General features: G+C 65.3%; 19 protein-coding genes and 1 tRNA gene. 12 read left to right on the forward strand and 8 right to left on the reverse strand.

What is annotated here, in order from left to right; genetic code table 11:
• Positions 1 to 309 precede the first annotated feature (309 nt).
• The 3 genes from F6B93_RS17765 to F6B93_RS17775 all read right to left on the reverse strand — a co-directional run bounded on the left by F6B93_RS17765 (position 310) and on the right by F6B93_RS17775 (position 5,756).
• Positions 310 to 1,368 (reverse strand): nucleoside triphosphate pyrophosphohydrolase, encoded by a 1,059-nt coding sequence (locus tag F6B93_RS17765; RefSeq protein WP_211696248.1) that lies wholly within the window; start codon positions 1,366 to 1,368, stop codon positions 310 to 312.
• Positions 1,365 to 5,087 (reverse strand): transcription-repair coupling factor, encoded by a 3,723-nt coding sequence (gene mfd / locus F6B93_RS17770; protein WP_211696249.1) that lies wholly within the window; start codon positions 5,085 to 5,087, stop codon positions 1,365 to 1,367. The genes F6B93_RS17765 and mfd overlap by 4 nt, the downstream gene beginning before the upstream one ends.
• 75 nt (positions 5,088 to 5,162) lie before the next feature.
• Positions 5,163 to 5,756 (reverse strand): TetR/AcrR family transcriptional regulator, encoded by a 594-nt coding sequence (locus F6B93_RS17775; RefSeq protein ID WP_211699583.1) that lies wholly within the window; start codon positions 5,754 to 5,756, stop codon positions 5,163 to 5,165.
• A gap of 248 nt (positions 5,757 to 6,004) precedes the next feature.
• Between F6B93_RS17775 and F6B93_RS17780 the strand changes: the two genes are divergently transcribed.
• The 8 genes from F6B93_RS17780 (at position 6,005) to pth (ending at position 12,183) form a co-directional block, all read left to right on the forward strand.
• Positions 6,005 to 6,076 (forward strand) — tRNA-Gln (locus F6B93_RS17780).
• 149 nt (positions 6,077 to 6,225) lie between these two features.
• The gene (gene glmU / locus F6B93_RS17785; RefSeq protein WP_211696250.1) at positions 6,226 to 7,737 is read left to right on the forward strand and encodes a bifunctional UDP-N-acetylglucosamine diphosphorylase/glucosamine-1-phosphate N-acetyltransferase GlmU; all 1,512 of its coding nucleotides are present in this window, start codon (positions 6,226 to 6,228) and stop codon (positions 7,735 to 7,737) included.
• Positions 7,738 to 7,828: 91 nt separating this feature from the next.
• Complete coding sequence (locus F6B93_RS17790; RefSeq protein ID WP_211696251.1) at positions 7,829 to 8,809, forward strand: ribose-phosphate diphosphokinase; 981 nt, start codon at positions 7,829 to 7,831, stop codon at positions 8,807 to 8,809.
• Positions 8,810 to 9,178 carry an arsenate reductase (glutaredoxin) gene (gene arsC / locus F6B93_RS17795; RefSeq protein WP_211696252.1) on the forward strand — a complete coding sequence of 123 codons (369 nt, stop codon included), beginning with the start codon at positions 8,810 to 8,812 and terminating at the stop codon, positions 9,176 to 9,178.
• The gene (locus F6B93_RS17800; RefSeq protein ID WP_211696253.1) at positions 9,175 to 9,855 is read left to right on the forward strand and encodes an LpqN/LpqT family lipoprotein; all 681 of its coding nucleotides are present in this window, start codon (positions 9,175 to 9,177) and stop codon (positions 9,853 to 9,855) included. The genes arsC and F6B93_RS17800 overlap by 4 nt, the downstream gene beginning before the upstream one ends.
• A gap of 11 nt (positions 9,856 to 9,866) precedes the next feature.
• A complete protein-coding gene (locus F6B93_RS17805; RefSeq protein ID WP_211696254.1) occupies positions 9,867 to 10,748 on the forward strand; it encodes an oxidoreductase in 882 nt (293 codons plus the stop codon).
• 157 nt (positions 10,749 to 10,905) lie between these two features.
• Positions 10,906 to 11,571, forward strand: coding sequence for a 50S ribosomal protein L25/general stress protein Ctc (locus F6B93_RS17810; RefSeq protein WP_211696255.1), 666 nt, complete (start codon positions 10,906 to 10,908; stop codon positions 11,569 to 11,571).
• A gap of 12 nt (positions 11,572 to 11,583) precedes the next feature.
• Positions 11,584 to 12,183, forward strand: a complete 600-nt coding sequence (pth, locus tag F6B93_RS17815; protein ID WP_211696256.1) for an aminoacyl-tRNA hydrolase — start codon at positions 11,584 to 11,586, stop codon at positions 12,181 to 12,183.
• 32 nt (positions 12,184 to 12,215) lie between these two features.
• On the opposite strand, the gene F6B93_RS17820 is transcribed toward pth, so the two are convergent.
• Genes F6B93_RS17820 through F6B93_RS17830 form a run of 3 tightly spaced genes read right to left on the reverse strand, consistent with a single transcriptional unit; the run spans position 12,216 to position 14,208 of the window.
• A complete protein-coding gene (locus tag F6B93_RS17820) occupies positions 12,216 to 13,097 on the reverse strand; it encodes a cytochrome c biogenesis CcdA family protein (protein ID WP_211696257.1) in 882 nt (293 codons plus the stop codon).
• Entirely contained in the window at positions 13,094 to 13,642 is a 549-nt protein-coding gene (locus tag F6B93_RS17825) for a redoxin domain-containing protein (RefSeq protein WP_211696258.1), read from the reverse strand. Before F6B93_RS17825 ends, F6B93_RS17820 begins: the two co-directional genes overlap by 4 nt.
• Entirely contained in the window at positions 13,639 to 14,208 is a 570-nt protein-coding gene (locus F6B93_RS17830; RefSeq protein WP_246540828.1) for a peroxiredoxin-like family protein, read from the reverse strand. Before F6B93_RS17830 ends, F6B93_RS17825 begins: the two co-directional genes overlap by 4 nt.
• 164 nt (positions 14,209 to 14,372) lie before the next feature.
• On the opposite strand from F6B93_RS17830, the gene F6B93_RS17835 reads away from it, so the two are divergent.
• On the forward strand, positions 14,373 to 15,068 hold the full coding sequence (locus tag F6B93_RS17835) for an HAD family hydrolase (RefSeq protein WP_211696259.1): 696 nt from the start codon (positions 14,373 to 14,375) through the stop codon (positions 15,066 to 15,068).
• 66 nt (positions 15,069 to 15,134) lie between these two features.
• Here the strand turns inward: F6B93_RS17835 and F6B93_RS17840 are convergent, their stop codons facing one another.
• Together F6B93_RS17840 and F6B93_RS17845 are read right to left on the reverse strand one after the other, a co-directional pair.
• Positions 15,135 to 15,494 (reverse strand): glutaredoxin domain-containing protein, encoded by a 360-nt coding sequence (locus F6B93_RS17840; protein WP_211696260.1) that lies wholly within the window; start codon positions 15,492 to 15,494, stop codon positions 15,135 to 15,137.
• A 14-nt stretch (positions 15,495 to 15,508) separates the two neighbouring features.
• The gene (locus tag F6B93_RS17845; protein WP_211696261.1) at positions 15,509 to 16,477 is read right to left on the reverse strand and encodes a DUF302 domain-containing protein; all 969 of its coding nucleotides are present in this window, start codon (positions 16,475 to 16,477) and stop codon (positions 15,509 to 15,511) included.
• Between the two features lie 338 nt (positions 16,478 to 16,815).
• Here F6B93_RS17845 and F6B93_RS17850 point away from each other — a divergent pair, with 338 nt between their 5' ends.
• From F6B93_RS17850 to F6B93_RS23080, 3 genes are all read left to right on the forward strand, one after another.
• A complete protein-coding gene (locus tag F6B93_RS17850; RefSeq protein ID WP_211699585.1) occupies positions 16,816 to 17,550 on the forward strand; it encodes a Crp/Fnr family transcriptional regulator in 735 nt (244 codons plus the stop codon).
• Between the two features lie 108 nt (positions 17,551 to 17,658).
• A complete protein-coding gene (locus tag F6B93_RS17855; RefSeq protein ID WP_246540829.1) occupies positions 17,659 to 19,242 on the forward strand; it encodes a radical SAM protein in 1,584 nt (527 codons plus the stop codon).
• Positions 19,239 to 20,045, forward strand: a complete 807-nt coding sequence (locus tag F6B93_RS23080; protein WP_246540830.1) for a class I SAM-dependent methyltransferase — start codon at positions 19,239 to 19,241, stop codon at positions 20,043 to 20,045. The genes F6B93_RS17855 and F6B93_RS23080 overlap by 4 nt, the downstream gene beginning before the upstream one ends.
• The last annotated feature ends 26 nt before the right edge of the window (positions 20,046 to 20,071 follow it).

Below are 20,071 nucleotides of genomic sequence, written 5' to 3' on the forward strand. Positions count from 1 at the left end.
GCTTCCTATGGCTCCTCGGTTGTTCCCATTTGCCCACTGCGACCACGATCATCGTCGCATGGGTTCGGCAAGCGCCCCACCGCGTTCCAACCTCAGCACACTGAATCTGGCCCGATCTCCCACGTGGACCGATTACCGGGAACCCGTCTAGCGATGATCAATCTATGCTCTAAACTATGAATATACTGCTGTCGCAAACTATGTTGCGATTGCTCAGCACCTAGGGACTCGCAGTTCTGGCAAACATCGGCCGACGAGGTCTCACGGCGCAGTCAACCGGCGGGCGTGCGCTGTGGAGCCGCTTGCGCGTTATCTGCGGCCCTTGCGCTTCGTGGAGCCGCGGGTTGCTTGGGGAATCTCCGCGACCCGGGCCACCGCGACATCAGATGCCCCCATCGACCTCGGCACGGCAGCGCCGTCGTGGCTCGGCTCCCCGGAGGGCCAGTAGGTGAGCCACTCCTGCACCGTGATCGCCCCCAGCCCAGTCATATCGAGCTGTTCGGCAACGCCGCCGCGCGCGACGGCGATGGCCTTCTCGGCCATGCCAACGGTATCCACAAAATCCAAGACTGCCGCCCGTAGCGTGTTTTCCGTATCACCATCGGCCGACACGGAAATCGAGGTGATGGCCTCCGGAATCAGGTGAGCGGGTAGACCAGCTTTCTCGACTCGCCGAATCACCTTCTGCGCCAACGCTAATGCCGGCTGACCCGTATTCACATCGGCCAACAACGAAGTTTGGGATTTTCGCGACCTTTCCGCCGCCTTGGCTTCCTCCCATTGAGCCAGCTGGTCCTTGAGCGAAATGGACTCGCCCGCAAGTACTCCCGGAACCCTGTTGGCGAGCTTGCGCATCAAGGTATCGGCGACGTCGTCGATCGTGAACGGCAACTGCGTGGCATCCTCGGCGATGCGGGCGTGAAACAACACCTGCAGCAACAGATCACCCAGTTCTTCCCGAAGCTCGTCAACATTGCCGCGCTGCACCGCATCCAGCAGCTCGTAGGTCTCCTCCAGCAGGTACCTGCGCAGCGAATCGTGGGTCTGCTCGCTCTCCCAGGGCCCGTCGGTGCGCAGTGTGTCCATCATCGCGACCGCGTCGACGAGTCGTTCGCCACGATGTCGATCCGGCGCGGCAATCAACCGGGCTCCCGCGGCCAGTCGGGCGACCACCACGGGGTGGTCCGGGTCCGATGACAGCAAGACCGGAGCGTCATCTCCAGTATGCGCGGGGTGAGCCGCCGGCAGCGACCACGGCACGGCGATCGGCAGCTCTTCGGTGTATTGCACCTGGCCGCCAAGCAACTCGATGGCTTCGACGGGCACCAGCGACGGCCGGCGGGGGTCAACCAGGATGACGGTCTTCACGCGTGCCGCTCCTGCACCGGCGTGCTGCGGTCCGTATCGTCGCGCGTCGGGTTCGAACTCGTCATACCAATATCCTGCTGTGGCACCCCGGCCAGCGCGGTCACCACGTTGGCAACCATCTGGACCAGCTCGACGTCGCGGATGCGCGGCGCCCCCATTCCCCCGGCCCGCGGGATCGGCACCTGGACGGTGGACGTCGTGGCGCGGTAGCGCGCTCCGGGATACAGTCGCGCCAGCCGCACCTGCGCGGAATCGACCAGCGTCAGTGGCGAGAGCCGCACACTAGCGGCTGACGACGCCGTCACCTCGGTGATACCGGAAGCGCGGCATAGCAGCCGCAGCCGCGCCACCGTCACCAACCGCCTTGCCGGTTCGGGCAACGCACCGTAGCGGTCGGTCAGCTCATCCACGACGGCCTGCACAGCCGCATTGTCGGCGGCGGCCGCCAATCGCCGGTAGCCCTCCAGCCGGAGTCGGTCGCTGCCGATGTAGTCCGTTGGCAGGTGCGCGTCAACCGGCAAGTCGACGCGCACATCTTTGGGCTCCTCGGCGGTGATCACAGTCTTGCCGTCGGCGGCGGCTCGATACGCCTCAACGGCCTCGCCCACCAGCCGCACGTACAGGTCGAAACCAACCCCGGCGACGTGTCCGGATTGCTCCACCCCGAGGACGTTGCCCGCCCCACGGATCTCCAGGTCCTTCAGCGCGACGGCCATCCCCGCGCCCAGCTCGTTGTTTTGCGCAATGGTCGCCAACCGGTCGTAGGCGGTTTCGGTCAGCGGCGCCTGCGGCGGGTACAAGAAGTAGGCATACCCGCGCTCGCGACTGCGGCCGACCCGGCCACGAAGCTGATGTAGCTGCGACAACCCGAAAGTATCGGCGCGCTCAACGATCAACGTGTTGGCGTTGGAAATATCGAGGCCCGTCTCGACGATCGTGGTGCACACCAGAATGTCGCATTCACGATTCCAGAACCCCGCCACCGTGCGCTCCAGCAGATCCTCGGGCATCTGACCGTGCGCAACAACAACACGCGCCTCGGGCAGCAAACCGCGTACCCGCGCAGCGGCCTGATCGATGGAGCTGACGCGGTTATGCACATAGAAAGCCTGCCCGTCGCGCAGGAGCTCCCTGCGTAGCGCGGCGGCCACCTGCTTGTCGTCGTGTGGGCCGACGTACGTCAGCACCGGGTAGCGGTCTTCCGGCGGGGTCAGGATCGTCGACATCTCACGAATCCCGGCCAGGCTCATCTCCAGAGTCCGCGGTATCGGGGTAGCACTCATGGTCAACACGTCGACGTGGGTGCGCAGCGATTTGATGTGTTCCTTGTGCTCGACGCCAAACCGTTGCTCCTCATCGACCACGACGAGGCCCAGGTCTTTCCAGCGCACCCCGGTCTGCAACAGCCGGTGGGTGCCGATCACGACGTCCACCGACCCGTCGGCCAGACCATCGGTCACCGCGCGCGACTCGGCGGCGTCAGTAAATCGGGACAGACCCTTGACCGTCACCGGGAACCCGGCCATCCGATCGGCGAACGTCTGCAGATGCTGGTCAGCCAGCAAGGTCGTGGGCACCAGTACCGCGACCTGCTTGCCGTCCTGGACCGCCTTGAACGCGGCCCGCACCGCGATCTCGGTCTTGCCGTAGCCGACGTCACCACAGATCACCCGGTCCATCGGCACCGGCTTCTCCATGTCGGCTTTGACCTCGGTGATCGCCGTCAACTGGTCCGCAGTCTCGGTGAAACCGAACGCGTCCTCCATCTCGCTCTGCCACGGGGTGTCCGACCCGAAGGCGTGGCCGGCACTAGCCTGCCGCTTGGCGTAGAGCGCCACGAGCTCACCCGCGATTTCGCGCACCGCCCGGCGCGCTTTTGTCTTGGTGTTCGCCCAGTCGCTGCCACCGAGCCGACTCAGCGCCGGCGCCTGGCCACCGACATAGCGGGACAGCTGATCCAGTGAATCCATTGGGACGTAAAGTTTGTCGGACTGCTGGCCACTCTTGCTCGCCGCCTTGCTCGACGCGTACTCGAGCACGAGATATTCACGGCGGGCTCCACCCACGGTGCGCTCGACCATCTCAACGAACCGTCCAATGCCGTGCTGATCGTGCACCACGAGGTCGCCCGCCGACAGCGCCAATGGGTCCACGGTGTTGCGTCGCTTGACGGCCAACCGTTTGCCCTCAACGGACGTGGCCCGGCTGCCGGTCAGATCACTTTCCGTGATGACCACCAGATTCGCGCCGGGAATGACCACACCGTCGTGCAGCGGACCCTTGAGCACCCCAACCAGCCCCGGCGTGAGACTCGTGGAACCGGCGCCGGCCGGCGCATCAGGTTCCAGCATGGCCGCAGGGGTATCGGACTCAGCCAGGCGCTCCACCACTCGATGCGCCGTGCCGGCCCCCGGCGCCACCACTGCCGCGTACCCCCCGGTCGCGACATGCGCGCGCAGCATCGCGAAAATGCCGTCGATGTCGTGCTGATGACCACGCGCCGAGGGTGCAGGCCGAATGTCCAGCTCCAACGCCGACTCGTCGGACAGTTGGCTCAGCGTCCACCAGGGATGGCCGGATTGACTTGCCGCGGTTCGCACCTGGTCCAGTTCGACGAACCCGGATCCGCCCAGCTGGGCAACGTCGACCGGGGCCTCGCTTTCGGTGCCCATGGCTGCGACCGACCACGACGCTTCCAGGAATTCACGACCGGTCTTGATCAAATCGGCGGCCCGGGAACGCACCTTTTCCGGATCGCACACCAACACCGGCGTACCCTCGGCGAGCTGATCGGTCAGCAGCGCATGATCGTCGGGCCGCAACACTGGCAGCAGTGCCTCCATCCCGTCGACCGGGATGCCGGCGGCCAACTTGGCCAGCATGTCCGAAACACTGCCGGTGATCGAGCCCTCGGCCGCGGGATGCTGTTTGGCCAGCTCGGCGGCCCGCGCCCGCACGTCATCACTGAGCAACAGTTCACGGCAAGCCACCGCAACCAGGGTGGGAACCTCGATCTCCGGAATCGATCGCTGGTCGGCGACCGAGAACATCCGCATTTCGGTGATCTCGTCACCCCAGAACTCGACGCGCACCGGGTGCTCGGCAGTGGGAGCGAAGATGTCGAGAATCCCGCCGCGAACGGCAAACTCGCCCCGCCGGCCGACCATATCCACCCGGGTGTACGCCAGGGCGATCAACCGAGCGATTACCTGCTCGAAGGCAATCTCTTGGCCGACACGCAACGTGACGGGTTCCTGTTCGCCCAGCCGGGGCGTCATGGGCTGCAGCAGCGAGCGCACGGACGTAACGACCACCCGCAGTGGCGGCCCCAACCAGGCTCCGTCGGGATCGGGATCCGGACGGGCCAACCGGCGCAGCACCATCAGCCGCGCTCCGACGGTATCCACCCCGGGTGAGAGCCTTTCGTGCGGAAGCGTCTCCCACGACGGGAAGGTCGCCACCGCGTCACCGAAGGCCCCCCGCAGTTCCGCGGTCAAGTCATCGGCTTCGTGTCCGGTGGTGGTAACCACCAGCACCGGACCTTGCTGGGCGAGAGCACTGACGACGAACAGCCGTGCGCTGGCCGGCCCGACGAGTGTCAACTCGTCTGGCCGATTCTCGGCACGCTCGATGAGCTGCCGGAACGTCGGCGCGGTCAATGCCAGCTCGACGAGCCCCGCGATCGGGGTATCTGGGCTAGCAGGCCCCGGTGCGGTCATGATGCGGCCATTCTAGGGCGGTGTCGGCCAGGGGATCATTGGCGGATCCCGGCGAATCCCCGGCTGGGAGGGCGCCTATTCGTCTTGGAGTCGCGGATCGGCTTCCAGATGCGTCAGGCCGTTCCAGACCAGGTTGACCAGGTGCGCGGCGACCACTTCCTTCTTCGGCTCCCGTGCATCGAGCCACCATTGCGCCGTCATCGACACCGATCCGACCAGCGCTTGCGCATACAGCGGGGCGAGGTCGGGGTCTAGGCCGCGCCGGGAGAAGTCACCGGCCAGGATCGAGGCGACCTGGCTTACCGCGTCGTTGAGCAGGCTGGAATAGGTGCCCGAGCTGATCGAGGCTGGCGAGTCGCGGATCATGATGCGGAATCCGTCGGTGTGTTCCTCCACGTAGGTCAGCAGGGCCAGCGCCACCCGTTCGACACGCACTCGCGATCTGTTGTTGGTCAGCGACGAGGTGATCCCGTCCAGCAAGGCCGACATCTCGCGGTCGACGACCACCGCGTAGAGGCCCTCTTTGCCACCGAAGTGCTCATAGACGACCGGTTTGGATACGTTGGCCCGCTGGGCGATCTCCTCGATCGCGGTCCCGTCGTAACCGCGTTCGGCGAACAACGAACGAGCGATCCCGATGAGTTGGTGGCGGCGCTCGCTACCGGTCATCCTGGCGCGCGGCGCGCGCGATTCTTTGTCCGGCCTACCATCGGGCCTTCTGTCGGGCACCGCCACGCCAACAGGGTATCGGTTGCGGTGCCGGACACGCTCGACCCGTCACCCAAAACCGCTGGGCAACCCGTGCGGTGGGACCGCCCGATGCGGTGAGGTCACCACTGGCGGGTTCACCGTCTAAAGTCACATATGGTGGCGACAGCCAGCATTGGTCGACCCACTGCCCGCACCAGCGTGGGCAATCCGTCGTGGTGTAATCGGCAGCACCTCTGATTTTGGTTCAGAAAGTTCAGGTTCGAGTCCTGGCGACGGAGCCCTTGACGGAATCACTCCCTATGGACCGGCTCGTTGCCGCGAGCATGCACGAAATGACACTCTTGACGGCGTGTGGTCGATCTGGATAAATACTCCGGCACAGGTGGGAGCCGCGCCCGACTTGTGCGCCCAGGCCTAAGGAGAGTCGATGACATTTCGCGGTGATACTGCGGTCCTGGTCTTAGCGGCCGGACCGGGCACCCGGATGCGATCGGACACCCCCAAGGTGTTGCACACCCTCGGTGGACGCAGCATGCTGTCTCATTCCCTGCACACCATGACCAAGCTGGCGCCGCAGCATCTGGTCGTCGTGCTCGGGCATGATCACGAGCGCATCCGCCCGCTGGTCGGCGAGCTCGCCGACACTTTGGGTCGCACCATCGATGTGGCGTTGCAGGATCGGCCGCTCGGGACCGGACATGCGGTGCTCTGCGGACTTTCCGCGCTGCCCGATGCCTACTCCGGGATCGTCGTCGTCGCCGCCGGTGATACTCCGCTGCTGGACGCGGACACCCTCGCCGATTTGATCACCACGCACAGCACAACATCGGCTGCGGTGACCGTGCTGACCACCACGCTGAACAATCCCTTCGGCTATGGACGGATCCTGCGCACCCAGGACCATGAAGTGATGGCGATCGTGGAACAAACCGACGCCACGCCCTCACAACGCCAGATCCGCGAGGTCAACGCCGGCGTGTACGCCTTCGACATCGCCGCGCTGCGATCGGCGCTGGGCCGGCTGAGCTCCAACAACGCCCAACAGGAGCTCTACCTCACCGATGTCATCTCGATCCTGCGCAGCGACGGCCAGGTCGTACATGCCCGCCACATCGACGACAGCGCCCTGGTGGCCGGCGTCAACAATCGCGTCCAATTGGCCGAACTGGGCGCCGAACTCAACCGCCGCATCGTGGCCGCCCACCAGCTGGCCGGCGTCACCGTCATCGACCCCGCCAGCACCTGGATCGATGTCGACGTCACTATCGGGCGCGACACGGTCATCCACCCCGGAACCCAGCTGCTCGGCCGCACCCGGCTGGGCGGTCATTGTGTCGTCGGCCCGGACACCACCCTGACCGACGTCACCGTCGGCGACAATGCCTCCGTCGTGCGCACCCACGGCACATCGTCCTCGATCGGTGTCGGCGCCACAGTTGGCCCGTATACATATCTCCGTCCGGGAACGGTATTGGGAAGCGACGGCAAGCTCGGCGCATTCGTGGAGGCCAAGAACTCGACCATCGGCACCGGCACCAAGGTGCCGCATCTGACCTACGTCGGCGACGCCGACATCGGCGAGCACAGCAATATCGGCGCATCCAGCGTGTTCGTCAACTACAACGGCATATCCAAGCAGCGCACCAGCATCGGATCGCACGTGCGCACCGGGTCGGACACCATGTTCGTGGCGCCGGTGACAATCGGCGACGGCGCCTACACGGGCGCGGGCACCGTGGTGCGTGAAGACGTCCCACCCGGAGCGCTCGCGGTGTCCGCGGGGCCGCAACGCAACATCGAAGACTGGGTCCAGCGCCGACGGCCCAACAGCGACGCGGCTCAGGCCGCCGAGAGGGCCTCAGAGAGGGGCTCAGGGAGAGCGTCCGCACAGGAAACCCAGGAGAGCACCCACAGACCCGGATCCGATCAGACACCGTGAGTTCGCCTCCCGGCTACCCGGCGACAATTCCCGGCGCTTCGCTTACTACCATGGGTCATCCATTTCGATCCCCAACGGCGAGGGCGGCACGTTGAGCCACGACTGGACCGATAACCGCAAAAACCTGATGCTCTTCAGTGGCCGCGCCCACCCGGAGCTAGCCGAGCAGGTAGCCAAAGAACTCGACGTCCACGTCACCGCGCAAACGGCGCGGGAATTCGCCAACGGCGAGATCTTCGTGCGGTTTCACGAATCGGTTCGTGGCTGTGACGCGTTCGTCCTGCAATCGTGCCCGGCACCAGTGAACACCTGGCTGATAGAGCAGTTGATCATGATCGATGCGCTCAAGCGGGGAAGCGCCAAGAGGATCACCGCGGTCATGCCGTTCTATCCCTATGCCCGACAGGACAAGAAGCACCGTGGCCGGGAACCGATCTCGGCGCGGTTGGTCGCCGATCTGCTCAAGACCGCCGGTGCCGACCGGATCGTGACCGTGGATCTGCACACCGACCAGATCCAGGGTTTCTTCGATGGACCCGTCGACCACATGCGAGGCCAGAATCTGCTCACCGGCTACATCCGGGACAACTACCCCGACGGCAACATGGTGGTGGTCTCCCCCGACTCGGGCCGGGTGCGCATCGCTGAGAAATGGGCCGATGCACTCGGCGGCGTTCCGCTGGCCTTCATTCACAAGACCCGTGACCCGCGGGTGCCCAACCAGGTGGTGTCCAACCGCGTCGTCGGTGACGTCGCCGGCCATACTTGTGTGCTGATCGATGACATGATCGATACCGGAGGCACCATTGCCGGGGCGGTGCAGCTGCTGAAAGACGACGGCGCCGGCGACGTGATCATCGCGGCGACCCATGGTGTGCTCTCCGACCCGGCCGCGCAGCGGCTGGCACAATGCGGCGCCCGGGAAGTGATCGTCACCAACACCCTCCCGATCGGCGAACAGAAGCGCTTCGCTGCGCTTACGGTGCTGTCCATCGCACCGCTCTTGGCCAGCACTATCCGGGCGGTGTTCGAGAACGGCTCGGTGACAGGCCTGTTCGACGGAGATGCCTAGATGCCGGCCGGCCCGAGCGGCGCGCCGCACGACGCAGTCATCTACCACAACCCGCGCTGCAGCACGTCCCGGAAGACGCTGGATCTATTGCGGGACAATGGCTTTGATCCCACAGTAATCCAGTATCTCAAGACTCCGCCGACCCGGAGCGAGCTGGCCACCATGATTCGCGATGCCGGAATCACGGCACGCGCCGCGGTACGCAAACGCGAACCGTTGTATGACGAACTCAACCTCGCCACCGCGACCGATGACGAGGTGCTCGACGCCATGGCAGAACATCCCATCCTGATCGAACGGCCATTTGTCGTCACACCGAAAGGCACCCGGCTGGCCAGGCCGGTCGACACTGTCCGCGAGATTCTGTGACCCACCCAGCACGCAGCCGGGTCGCGCAGCAGTTCGCCGCTTGTGCCGCGGTAGCCGCACTGGCGATTCCGACAGCCGCGTGCGCACCGAAATCCCCGGATTTCCAGTCGATCTTGACCACGACTTCGACGACGAGCGTCGCCCCGACGACGACGGAAAAGCCCGAACCCATATGGAGCTATCTCGCCAGTGTCGGCGTCGCCGGAAAGCAGGTGGAGCCAAGCGAGCTGACCGACCTCTCCGTGTCCCTCCCGACGCCACCCGGCTGGTCGACGTACACCAACGAGAACATCACGCCAGAAACGGCGATGATCTCGAAGGGCGACGACTATCCGACGGCCATGCTGATGGTGTTCATGTTGCGCGGAGAATTCGATATTGCCGAAGCGATCAAACACGGCAACGCCGATGCCCAGCTGTCCAAGAACTTCAACCAGCTGGACGCCTCGACCGCCGACTTCAACGGCTTTCCGTCGGCGATGGTCGAAGGCAGTTACGACCTCGCCGGTAAGCGGTTGCATTCGTTCAACCGGATCGTCATCGCCACCAGCGCGCCGCCCGCCAACCAGCGATACCTGATCCAGCTCACCGTTACCAGCCTGGCCACCGAAGCCTATTCGCAGTCCGACGACATCGAGGCGATCATCGCCGGATTCAGCGTCTCCGCCAATCACTAAAATGGACACCCATGACCGAATGGACAGCCGCCAACTTGCCGTCGTTCACCGAGCGCACGGTGATCGTGACCGGCGCCAACAGCGGCCTCGGCGCCGTGACTGCCCGCGAGTTGGCCCGCCGGGAGGCGACAGTCATCGTGGCGGTGCGCAACACCGCCAAGGGTGAGGCCGCCGCGCAACAGATGCGCGGTGCCACAACTGGCCCGGTCCTGGTACGTGAACTCGACCTGCAGGATCTGTCCTCGGTGCGGCGGTTCGCCGAACAGGTGGACAGCGTCGACGTCCTGATCAACAACGCCGGCATCATGGCGACGCCGTACGCGTTGACTGCCGACGGTTTTGAGGGCCAAATCGGCACCAACCACCTTGGTCATTTCGCGCTGACCAACCTGTTGCTGCCGAAGCTCACCGAACGGGTGGTGACGGTGTCCTCGATGTTGCACCGGATGGGCAGCATCAGTCTTGGCGACCTGAACTGGAAGTCCCGGCAATACCGGCCGTGGCTAGCCTACGGTCAGTCCAAGCTCGCCAATCTGTTGTTCACGAGCGAGCTGCAGCGACGTCTCGAGGCCGCGGGTTCGCCGGTGCGGGCGCTGGCGGCTCACCCCGGATACTCGCACACGAACTTGCAAGGGCACTCCGGGCACAAGTTCCGCGACGCACTCGTGTCGGCAGGCACCCGGGTGGTGTCCACCGACGCCGATTTCGGCGCCCGACAAACCTTGTATGCGGCGTCGATGGATTTGCCGGGGAACACGTTCGTCGGCCCCAAGTTCGGTTTTGTCGGCCGCACCCAACCGGTTGGCCGCAGCAAACAGGCGCAAAGCGCCCACACTGCCGCCGCGCTCTGGGAACAGTCAGAGCAGCTCACAGGTACCAAATTTCCCCTCTGAGGTGCTCATGCGCTAACCTGTCGGGCGTCACGGCGAGGGTGGCTGGCGGTTCGGTGTGCTCCCGAAGTACCTCCGAATGCCCCAGGACACCGTTATCGACGGAGACCGGCGTGTTGTCGCGATCCTGGCCGTGCCCCGATTCACACAGGAGCGACACATGGCTAAGTCTTCAGGGTCTTCGGTGGCCAACGAATTGACGGTCACCACGCGTACCAAGACCGGCAAAGGCGCCTCGCGGCGCGCCCGGCGCGATGGCAAGATTCCGGCGGTCCTCTACGGTCACGGCGCCGATCCGCAGCATCTTGAGTTGCCCGCACATGACTACGCGGCCGTGCTGCGGCACTCCGGCACGAACGCGGTGCTGACCCTCGACATCGGCGGCAAGGAGCAGCTGGCGTTGACCAAGGCGCTTGATATCCACCCAATCCGCCACACCATCCAGCACGCCGACCTGCTGGTCGTGCGGCGCGGCGAGAAGGTCGTCGTCGAGGTCAGCGTGGTCGTCGAGGGCGAGGCCGGGCCCGACACTCTGGTCACTCAGGACGCCAGCGCTATCGAGATCGAGGCTGAGGCGTTGTCGATCCCCGAGCAACTGACCATATCCATCGAGGGTGCCGAGCCAGGCACCCAGGTCACCGCCGGGCAGATCGCGTTGCCGGCTGGCGTGACCCTCGCTTCCGACCCCGACTTGCTGGTGGTCAACGTGGTGAACGCACCGACCGCGGAAGAACTCGAGGGCGAGGCCGAAGCCGAGGGCGAGGAAGCTGCCGAGGGAGAGGGCGCAGCGGCCGGCGATGCCGGCGCCGCAGACGAGTCCGAGTAGGCGGCTCAGGACGTGGCCGAACCCGCCCCCACAACCAGGCGGTGGCCTCATCTGGTGGTCGGCCTGGGCAACCCGGGAGAAAACTACTCCCGGACCCGGCACAACCTCGGATTCATGGTTGCCGACCTTCTCGCCGCCCGGCTGGGCTCGAAATTCAAGGCGCACAAGCGTTCCGGCGCCGAAGTCGTCGCGGGCCGGCTCGCCGGACATCCGGTGGTATTGGCCAAGCCACGCTGCTACATGAACGAGTCAGGTCGCCAGTTGGGACCGCTGGCGAAGTTCTACTCGGTGCCCCCCGCCGACATCATCGTTATCCACGACGAGCTCGATCTCGAGTTCGGTCGCATCCGGCTCAAGCTGGGCGGCGGCGAGGGCGGCCACAACGGGTTGCGTTCAGTGGCGGCTTCGCTGGGTACCAAAGACTTTCAGCGGGTACGCATCGGGATCGGCCGGCCGCCTGGACGCAAAGATCCCGCGAAATTCGTGTTGGAGAACTTCACCGCCGCGGAGCGACCCGAGGTCGCCACGATCTGCGAGGAGGCTGCCGACGCCGCCGAATTGCTCGTCGACGTGGGACTCGAGCCAGCGCAAAACCGCGTCCACGCCTGGTAGTTCCAGTGCGAGAAACACACCGCGAGGCCCTGTCAGCGGGCGCCATCATCGGCCGGCAACGAGCGCTCGCCGCGCCGGCGCACTGCGCCCCACCCGATCGCGATCGCAGTCAGCACAACCAGCGCGCCAAGCATTGGCCAAATACCTAGGGCGTCGACATGGCGTGCGAGCCAACCCTGCACTAACCCCGCGGTCCTGACGATCGGGTCATCTGGGCTGGCGTCGGTGAAGAACAGGCGGATTTCGTAGTAGCCGTAATACACGACGTACAGCCCGGTCAACAAGACGATCGCGCCGGCGATCCTGCTGGCATGCGGGAGAATTCGGCGAAGGCCGCCCGCCGCAGCGGAGCCAGCAAGGGCAACAACCAGCGCGGCCACCCCGACGGTGATGGCCATTCCGGTGGCATACGCAAGGAAGGCCACGACACCGGTGAACATTGATCCCCGTTTGAACGTCATGCTGATCACGGCGAGAAAAGGCGCGATCGTGCATGACAGCGAGGCGATGGCGTAGCCCACGCCGTAGCCGTACATCGAGCGCAGCCGCGCGGTGGGCGTACCCACAAACGCCTTGGGCAGCATCACGGTGAGCGATTTTCCCACCAACAGCCACACCCCCAGCGTCACCAGCAGTGCGCCGATGATCACGGTAGCGAACGGCAGGTAGCGCTGCGCGGAGGCGATCAACGGCGAGATCAGCACCCCGAAGATGCCGAACACCGTGACGAATCCGGCGGACATGGCCACGGTTGCCGCTCCCGCACGGGCCAGCACCACCGCGCGTGACGACTCCTCGTTGCCGCCCGCGATCACCAAACTCAGATAACCCGGCAGAAAGGCAAAGCCGCACGGATTCAGCGCTGCGACCAACCCCGCCCCGAGAGCGAATCCGATGGCGGTGGTGTCGATCACTGGTTCGCTAGGGCGGTTACCCGCTCGGTCAGGTCCGCCTCCGACACCCGCCCTTTGACGACGTCGATGCCGCCGTCGGACCGAACGAACGCATACGCGGGTTGTTGCGTGACGCCGAACTTCGCCCAGACCGACCCATCGGTGTCGGCCAACTGGGTAAATCCGTTCACCGAGTACCTGTCGACGAATTCGCGCATGGCCGGCACCTGATCCAACCCGCCGACACCGACAAAAGTCACGGTCGGGTGCGAGACCGCGACCTCGCTGACACCGTGCGCTTCGCCCTGACACGTCGGGCACCACGGCGCCCAGAACCACAACACCGCCGGCCTGCCCAACAAGCTTTCCCCGCGGAAATCTTGCCCATCAAGGGTTTTGGCGGTGAACTGCAGCTGCACGGGAACCGTTCGGGCCATAGGCCCTTGGCCGACGACCCCCGATGCGGTCGGCGACGCCGCTGACGGCTCCGAGTGCGAACCGCACGCGACGAGCACCAGCGCGGCAACCGCGACGGCGCCCATCGATCGCAGGTAGCTCGCGATCATCGAGAGCTACCAAGCGAACGCTGGATGTTCAGCAGTTCAGCTACCGACCATTGATCGTCGGCGTAACGACCATAGTGCACGGCCACCACCGTTCCATCGGGATCGATCAGAAAGTCGGCCGGCAAACCCAAGTGTGTGCTGCCATCGCCCAGCGTGACACCGGCCCGGTCGGGATCGTTGCGATGCAACATCGCCGTCCCGCCGCGCATCGCGGCCCACCACGATCGTGGATCGGCCACCGCGCGCAATCCCGTCTCGACCCCGAATTCGCGGTAGTGCACGCGGTCGGGATCAGCGATCACCGCGAACGGCAGCAAGGTGTGATAGCCCCGCAGCTCCTCGACCGGCGAGTGGAAGAACACCACCTCGGTGATGCCGGCGTCGGAAACCTCTGGATGCCGGTCGGCGAAACTACGTAGATGCAGATGGCAGATCGGACAGCCTGCGAACCGCCGGAACTGCAGATGTGTCCGTCCGGTCGACGCAGGAACCTCCACCGACTGGCCGGTGATGGTCTCGAGGCGCCGTACTGGAACGGCTGCACCGCTGGACAATTGGGTAGCCATCGCCCCACCCTACCGACCCAGGGCGCACCCCTGACCGACTGTCTGTCAGCCCGCTGACAGTGTGCGCAACGGCGATCCCAGCCCTGTCACGGCGCCGACAACACCCAAGCCCCGCACGCTGTGTCACCCTGGTTGCGAAGAGGAGCCCCCGAGAGGAGCCCCCGGTGGTTCATCGCCCGCACACCGTCGTCTTCGATGTCGTCGAGACGTTGATGACGTTGGAACCGTTGCGCCGGCGCTTTGTCGAGACGGGTTTGCCTTCCTCCGCGGTAGAGCGGTGGTTTGACCGGATGTTGCGCGACGGTATGGCGTTGACGCTTGCCGGTGGCTATCAGCCGTTCCCTACGGTGGCCGAGTCCGCGCTGCGTGTCATTGGCGGCGCTCATATCGGCGACGACGAGGTGGACTACATTCTCGGCGGCTTGGGGTCGCTGCCGGCTCAACCCGATGCCGAACCGGCGATGAGGCTCCTGGCAGATGCCGGGCTACCGATGGTATGCCTGACCAACGGGGCCAGCGAGGCCACCGCGGCATTCCTGGATCGCACCGGGCTCAACCGCTTCGTCGATCGGGTGATCAGCGTGGCCGAAGTACGGATGTGGAAGCCGGGGCTCGCCGTCTACCAGCACGCCCTGTCACGCATCGGCCGTTCGGGCGACGACGTGGCGTTGGTGGCTGTGCACGCCTTCGACTGCCACGGCGCACATGCGGCCGGGCTGACCACGGGCTGGGCCGCGCGATTGGAGAAGCACTACCCGAAGATCTTCACCGCTGCCGATGTGATCGGTGCCGATCTCGTCGACGTGGTCACTGGGTTGATCGCGCTGCCCGACCGTCGGGCGGCGGCAGATGATCGGTAAACCCCGGGAGTAGTACTGCGAGCTGGACGGCAGCATGTCACTCGACGAGGAGATCGTCACCAACGGTCAGGCGGTCTCACCGCCCTGCACGGCGCGGATCACCCGTGACCACCAGCGCGGCCGCCCGCGGTCACGTCGACTCGAGAGCATCTCGCTAGCGCGGTCGGGGAACTCACGTGCCACCGCGGCAGCGACCTCGCGCACACTCGGATTGACCAGGGCCACGCCGCCGACGAACACCGTCGGAACGGTTTCGTCACCACCGGTGACCGCGCGGACACGCTCGGCGGCACCCGGGTCCTTCCAGATGTCGATCTCGGTCGTTGGGATGCCGCGTCGACGCAGCCCATGACGCAGCTTCACACAGAACGGACATCCCGGCCGCCACAACACCTCGACCCCATCGACATAGCCGGCACGACTCATATGCTGCTCCCGGTCTACTGTTTCGCCGCGGCTTCGGCGATTGCGTGGACTTCTTGCGATAGCTGCCGTCCGGCATCGCTCAGCGCGGGATCGACCGCGGTGAACATCGGCGCGGGATCGAAGTAGCTGATGTGCGCGGGGCTGCGGCCGTCAGACCACACGTGCACCCGCCCGGGAACCACCGCGGCGATCGCTTGAGTGGCGCCAAAAAGCGTCGTGCCCATCTGCGGATCACCGACAAAGAAACTGTGCGCACGCTGCGATTGCAGCCCGATCGCCTCCAGGCGAGTTTCCTGGTTCACGTCGCCGAGGATGGTCATCCCGTGCTCGGCGGCCGCATCATGCAGCGAACCAATCGTTGCTTCGAACGAACCCACCGCATCGACCGTGATGAACGTCGTCTCGACCGCGGTTGTTGTCGTTGGGCCGCCGCCGCCCGCCGCGGCTTCGGCAATCGTGCGGATCGCTTGCGATACCTGTTGTCCGCCATCGCCAAGATCCGGATCGACGGCCGCGAACTCCGGCGCTGGATCAAAGTAGCTGATGTGCGCTGGACCATCGCCGTCCACCCAGACGCTGACCCGCACCGGAATCACCGCGCCGATCGCCTGCGTGGACTCGAAGAATGTCTTGCCGATCTTCGGATTGCCCACAAAGAAACTGTGCGCACCGGGCAATTGCAGTCCGGTAGCCGCCAGCTCGGCGTCCTGATTGACATCGCCGACGATCATCATCCCGTTGTCGGCGGCCGCCTTGTGCAACGCATCCACCGTCGCCTCGAAATTTTGGCCGGAGGCGTAGCTGATGAACGTCGTCGAAACGGCCCGCGGCGCATGTGCCGATTCAGCATCGCCGGCCGCCGCTGCACTCGTTGATTGCCCGGTGCCACCGTCACTTCCGCCGGTGCAGCCAGCCACCAGGAAAGCGACGACCGCCGCGCCGGCGACGAGCCGGGCGACTACCGGGCGTGATGCGAACGACATAGATGCTGCTCCCTTCGGTATTCGATGCGGACGACGCTGCGGCAGCGGGAACTGCGGAAGCGACAAGACATCATCGGGGCCAGCCCCGTATCGGTGAACCAGACCATTGGACCATCAGCTCGGTTGACCTTCGTCGCTCCCTGATGTCGATTCGCTCGGCATCCTTGTGGGGCAGCTAACCACGGACGGGCGCAACTCGGGAACAATTGTCAGCGCGATGACAGCATCGCCTCCCTGCCCGGACGGCCTCGGAGGTCTGAGCAGGTCTGGGAAAGTCGGGGAAAGTCTGGGAAAGTCGGGGAAGGTCTAGGAGGGCCTAGAGAGGACCTCGGCGAATGATGTCAGACCGGCCGGTGGGCCCGATCCGACATCTCATGCACGCGGTGAGCGGTGGTCCGCACGCGTCCGAGGCCCAGATGCGCCACGCCGCGTGGATTGCGCGCTGCGTCGGCCGTGGCGCATCGGCACCACTGCATTCCGATGACCTGTCCGCACTCGCCGGGACACTTCGGGCGGTGGAATTCGTTCCTGGGACGGTGGTGTTTTCTGCCGACCATGATGCGAACGGGGTATGGGTTGTCCGGCAGGGCCTGATCGAACTCGCGGTTGGCTCTGGGCGACGGCGCGCTGTCGTGGATGTTCTTCGCCCCGGCGACGTCGACGGTGACATTCCCCTATTGCTCAACATGCCACTGGCCTATACAGCCCGCGCGTTGACCGATTCGACGTGCCTGTTCTTGGACCGGAACGCTTTCGAGCAGCTCCTCGCCACTCATCCGGCCATCTCCCGACGGTGGCTGTCGAGTGTGGCACAACGTGTTTCGGCCGGCCAAGCCCGGTTGATTGGACTGCTCGGCCGGCCCCTGCCCGCGCAGGTGGCCCAGCTCCTGCTCGACGAGGCCACCGAGATGCGTGTCGAACTTGCCCAACGGACCCTGGCGGCCATGCTCGGGGCGCAGCGTCCGTCGATCAACAAGATCCTCAAAGAGTTTGAGCGGGATCGGTTGGTCAGTGTCGGATATGCCGTCATCGAGATCACCGACCCGGACGGGTTGCGCGCTCGTGCGCAGTGAGGTGTCGGTGGGAACGGGTGGATTGTCCGGCGGCTGACACTTGGCTACCGCGCCCGAAACGCGCGGTGATGGGGTAGCTGCACGGCCACAAGGAAGTGAGGGCATCGGGTGACAACGGTGAAGCGGGACAGCGATGAGGTGTTCGTCGAATACACCAAGAGCATCTGCCCGGTGTGCAAGGTGGTGGTGGACGCGCAGGTCAACATCCGCGACGGCAAGGTGTTCCTGCGCAAGCGATGCCATGACCACGGCCGTTTCGAGGCCCTGGTTTACGGGGACGCCCAGATGTACATGGATTCCGCCCGCTTCAACAAGCCGGGCACGATCCCGCTGCATTTTCAGACCGAAATCCGAGACGGCTGCCCCAGCGACTGCGGGCTGTGCCCCGATCACAAACAGCACGCCTGCCTGGGTCTGATCGAGGTCAACAGCGGCTGCAATCTGGACTGCCCGATCTGCTTCGCCGACTCCGGTCACCACAGCGACGGATACGCGATCAGCGCGGCCGACTGTGAGCGGATGCTGGACGCCCTCGTGGCGGCCGAGGGCGAGCCCGAAGTCGTGATGTTCTCCGGCGGCGAACCGACCATTCACAAGCAGATCCTCGATTTCGTCGACGCCGCCCAGGCGCGACCGATCAGGACGGTCGTCATCAATACCAACGGGATCCGGCTGGCGTCCGACCGGCGCTTCATCGATCAGCTCGCCGAACGCAACCGCCCCGGCCGCCCCGTTCACATCTACCTGCAGTTCGACGGGCTCGACGAGGGAACCCACCGCCAGCTGCGGGGCCGTGATTTGCGGGAAGTGAAGCAGCGCGCCCTTGACAACTGCGCGGCGGCGACACTCAGCGTCACTCTGGTCGCGGCTGTGGAGCGGGGCGTGAACGAGCATGAACTCGGTGCCGTTATTCGCCACGGCATGGCAGCACCCGCGGTGCAGTCGGTGGTGTTTCAGCCGGTCACCCACGCCGGCCGGCATGTGCAGTTCGACCCATTGACCCGGTTGACCAACCCCGACATCATCGCCGGCATTGCCGCACAGCTGCCGGATTGGTTTGCCGCCAGCGACTTCTTCCCGGTGCCGTGCTGTTTTCCGACCTGCCGATCGATCACCTACCTACTCACCGATGGTGAGCATGCGGTCGCGATCCCGCGGCTGCTCGATGTCGAGGATTATCTTGATTACGTCTCCAACCGGGTCATCCCCGATCTAGCGATCCGCGAGGCGCTTGAAAAGCTGTGGTCCGCCTCCGCGGTGCTGGGCACCGAAGAAACCGCACGACCGCTGGAAAAAGCGGCGCGAGCGCTCAATTGCGCCGACGCGTGCGGCGTCGACCTGCCCGAGGCGCTGCAGCATCTCACCGATCGGGTTTTTGCGGTCGTGATCCAGGATTTCCAGGATCCATACACCCTCAACGTCAAACAGCTGATGAAGTGCTGCGTGCAGCAGATCACCCCGGACGGGCGGCTGATCCCGTTCTGCGCATACAACTCGGTCGGATACCGGGAGCAGGTCCGCGAGCAGCTCACCGGCGTTGCGGTGCCCGATATTGTGCCTAACGCTGCGCCGCTGGCCGCGATGCTCGCCGACTCACCTCACGGATCCAAGATGGCCGACTCGGACGGCATGCAGCGCAACGGAACTACGCGCGATGCCACGAACACCGGACGCCGAGCCGTACGCCAATGACCGAGCCAGCCGAGACGATCAAGGCATGCTGCGCCGAGGCGTATTCCCGCGACGTGGTGGCGCTCCTGCTTGGCGACTCCTATCATCCCGGGGGTGCGGCGTTGACCCGCGAGCTGGCCCGTCGGTTGGGGTTGCGCTCGGCCGGCGAACGCCGGCGGGTGGCCGACATCGCGTCCGGGATTGGCGCCACGGCCACGCTGCTCGCCAGCGAATACCACGTGACCGTCGACGGCGTCGATATCAGCGAGGTCAACGTGAACCGCGCCCGAATCGCGGTCGCCGAGAGCGGGCTCAGTCAACACGTACGATTCCACCACGGCGACGCCGAGGAATTGCCGCTGCCCAACAACACGTTTGACGCGCTGGTGTGCGAATGCGCGCTCTGCACCTTTCCGGACAAGGACGCCGCAGCCCGCCAGCTCGCGCGAATCCTGCGCCCCGGCGGACTGGCCGGCATCACCGACGTCACCGTCACCGACGCCGGCCTCCCGCAGGAGCTGACGACACTCACGGCGTGGGTCGCCTGCATCGCCGACGCACGCTCGATCAGCGACTACACCGACATCCTCGCCAGGGCGGGACTGTCCACCCGGCACGTCGAGTCACACGACGGGAGTCTGTTGGCGATGATCGACCGCGTCGACGCCCGGATTACCGCTCTGCGCATCATGGCGCCCACCGTTCTCGCCGACAACGACGTGTCACCCGACTCGGTTCTCGCCTTCACCGCACTCGCACGCGAAGCGGTCAAGGCCGGGCGGATCGGCTACACGCTCATCATCGCGCACAAGGCCGACGCGTAGCGGCACGCTGATCCGTTTCTGGGGCG

The organism is Mycobacterium spongiae, from assembly GCF_018278905.1.
GTDB lineage: Bacteria > Actinomycetota > Actinomycetes > Mycobacteriales > Mycobacteriaceae > Mycobacterium > Mycobacterium spongiae.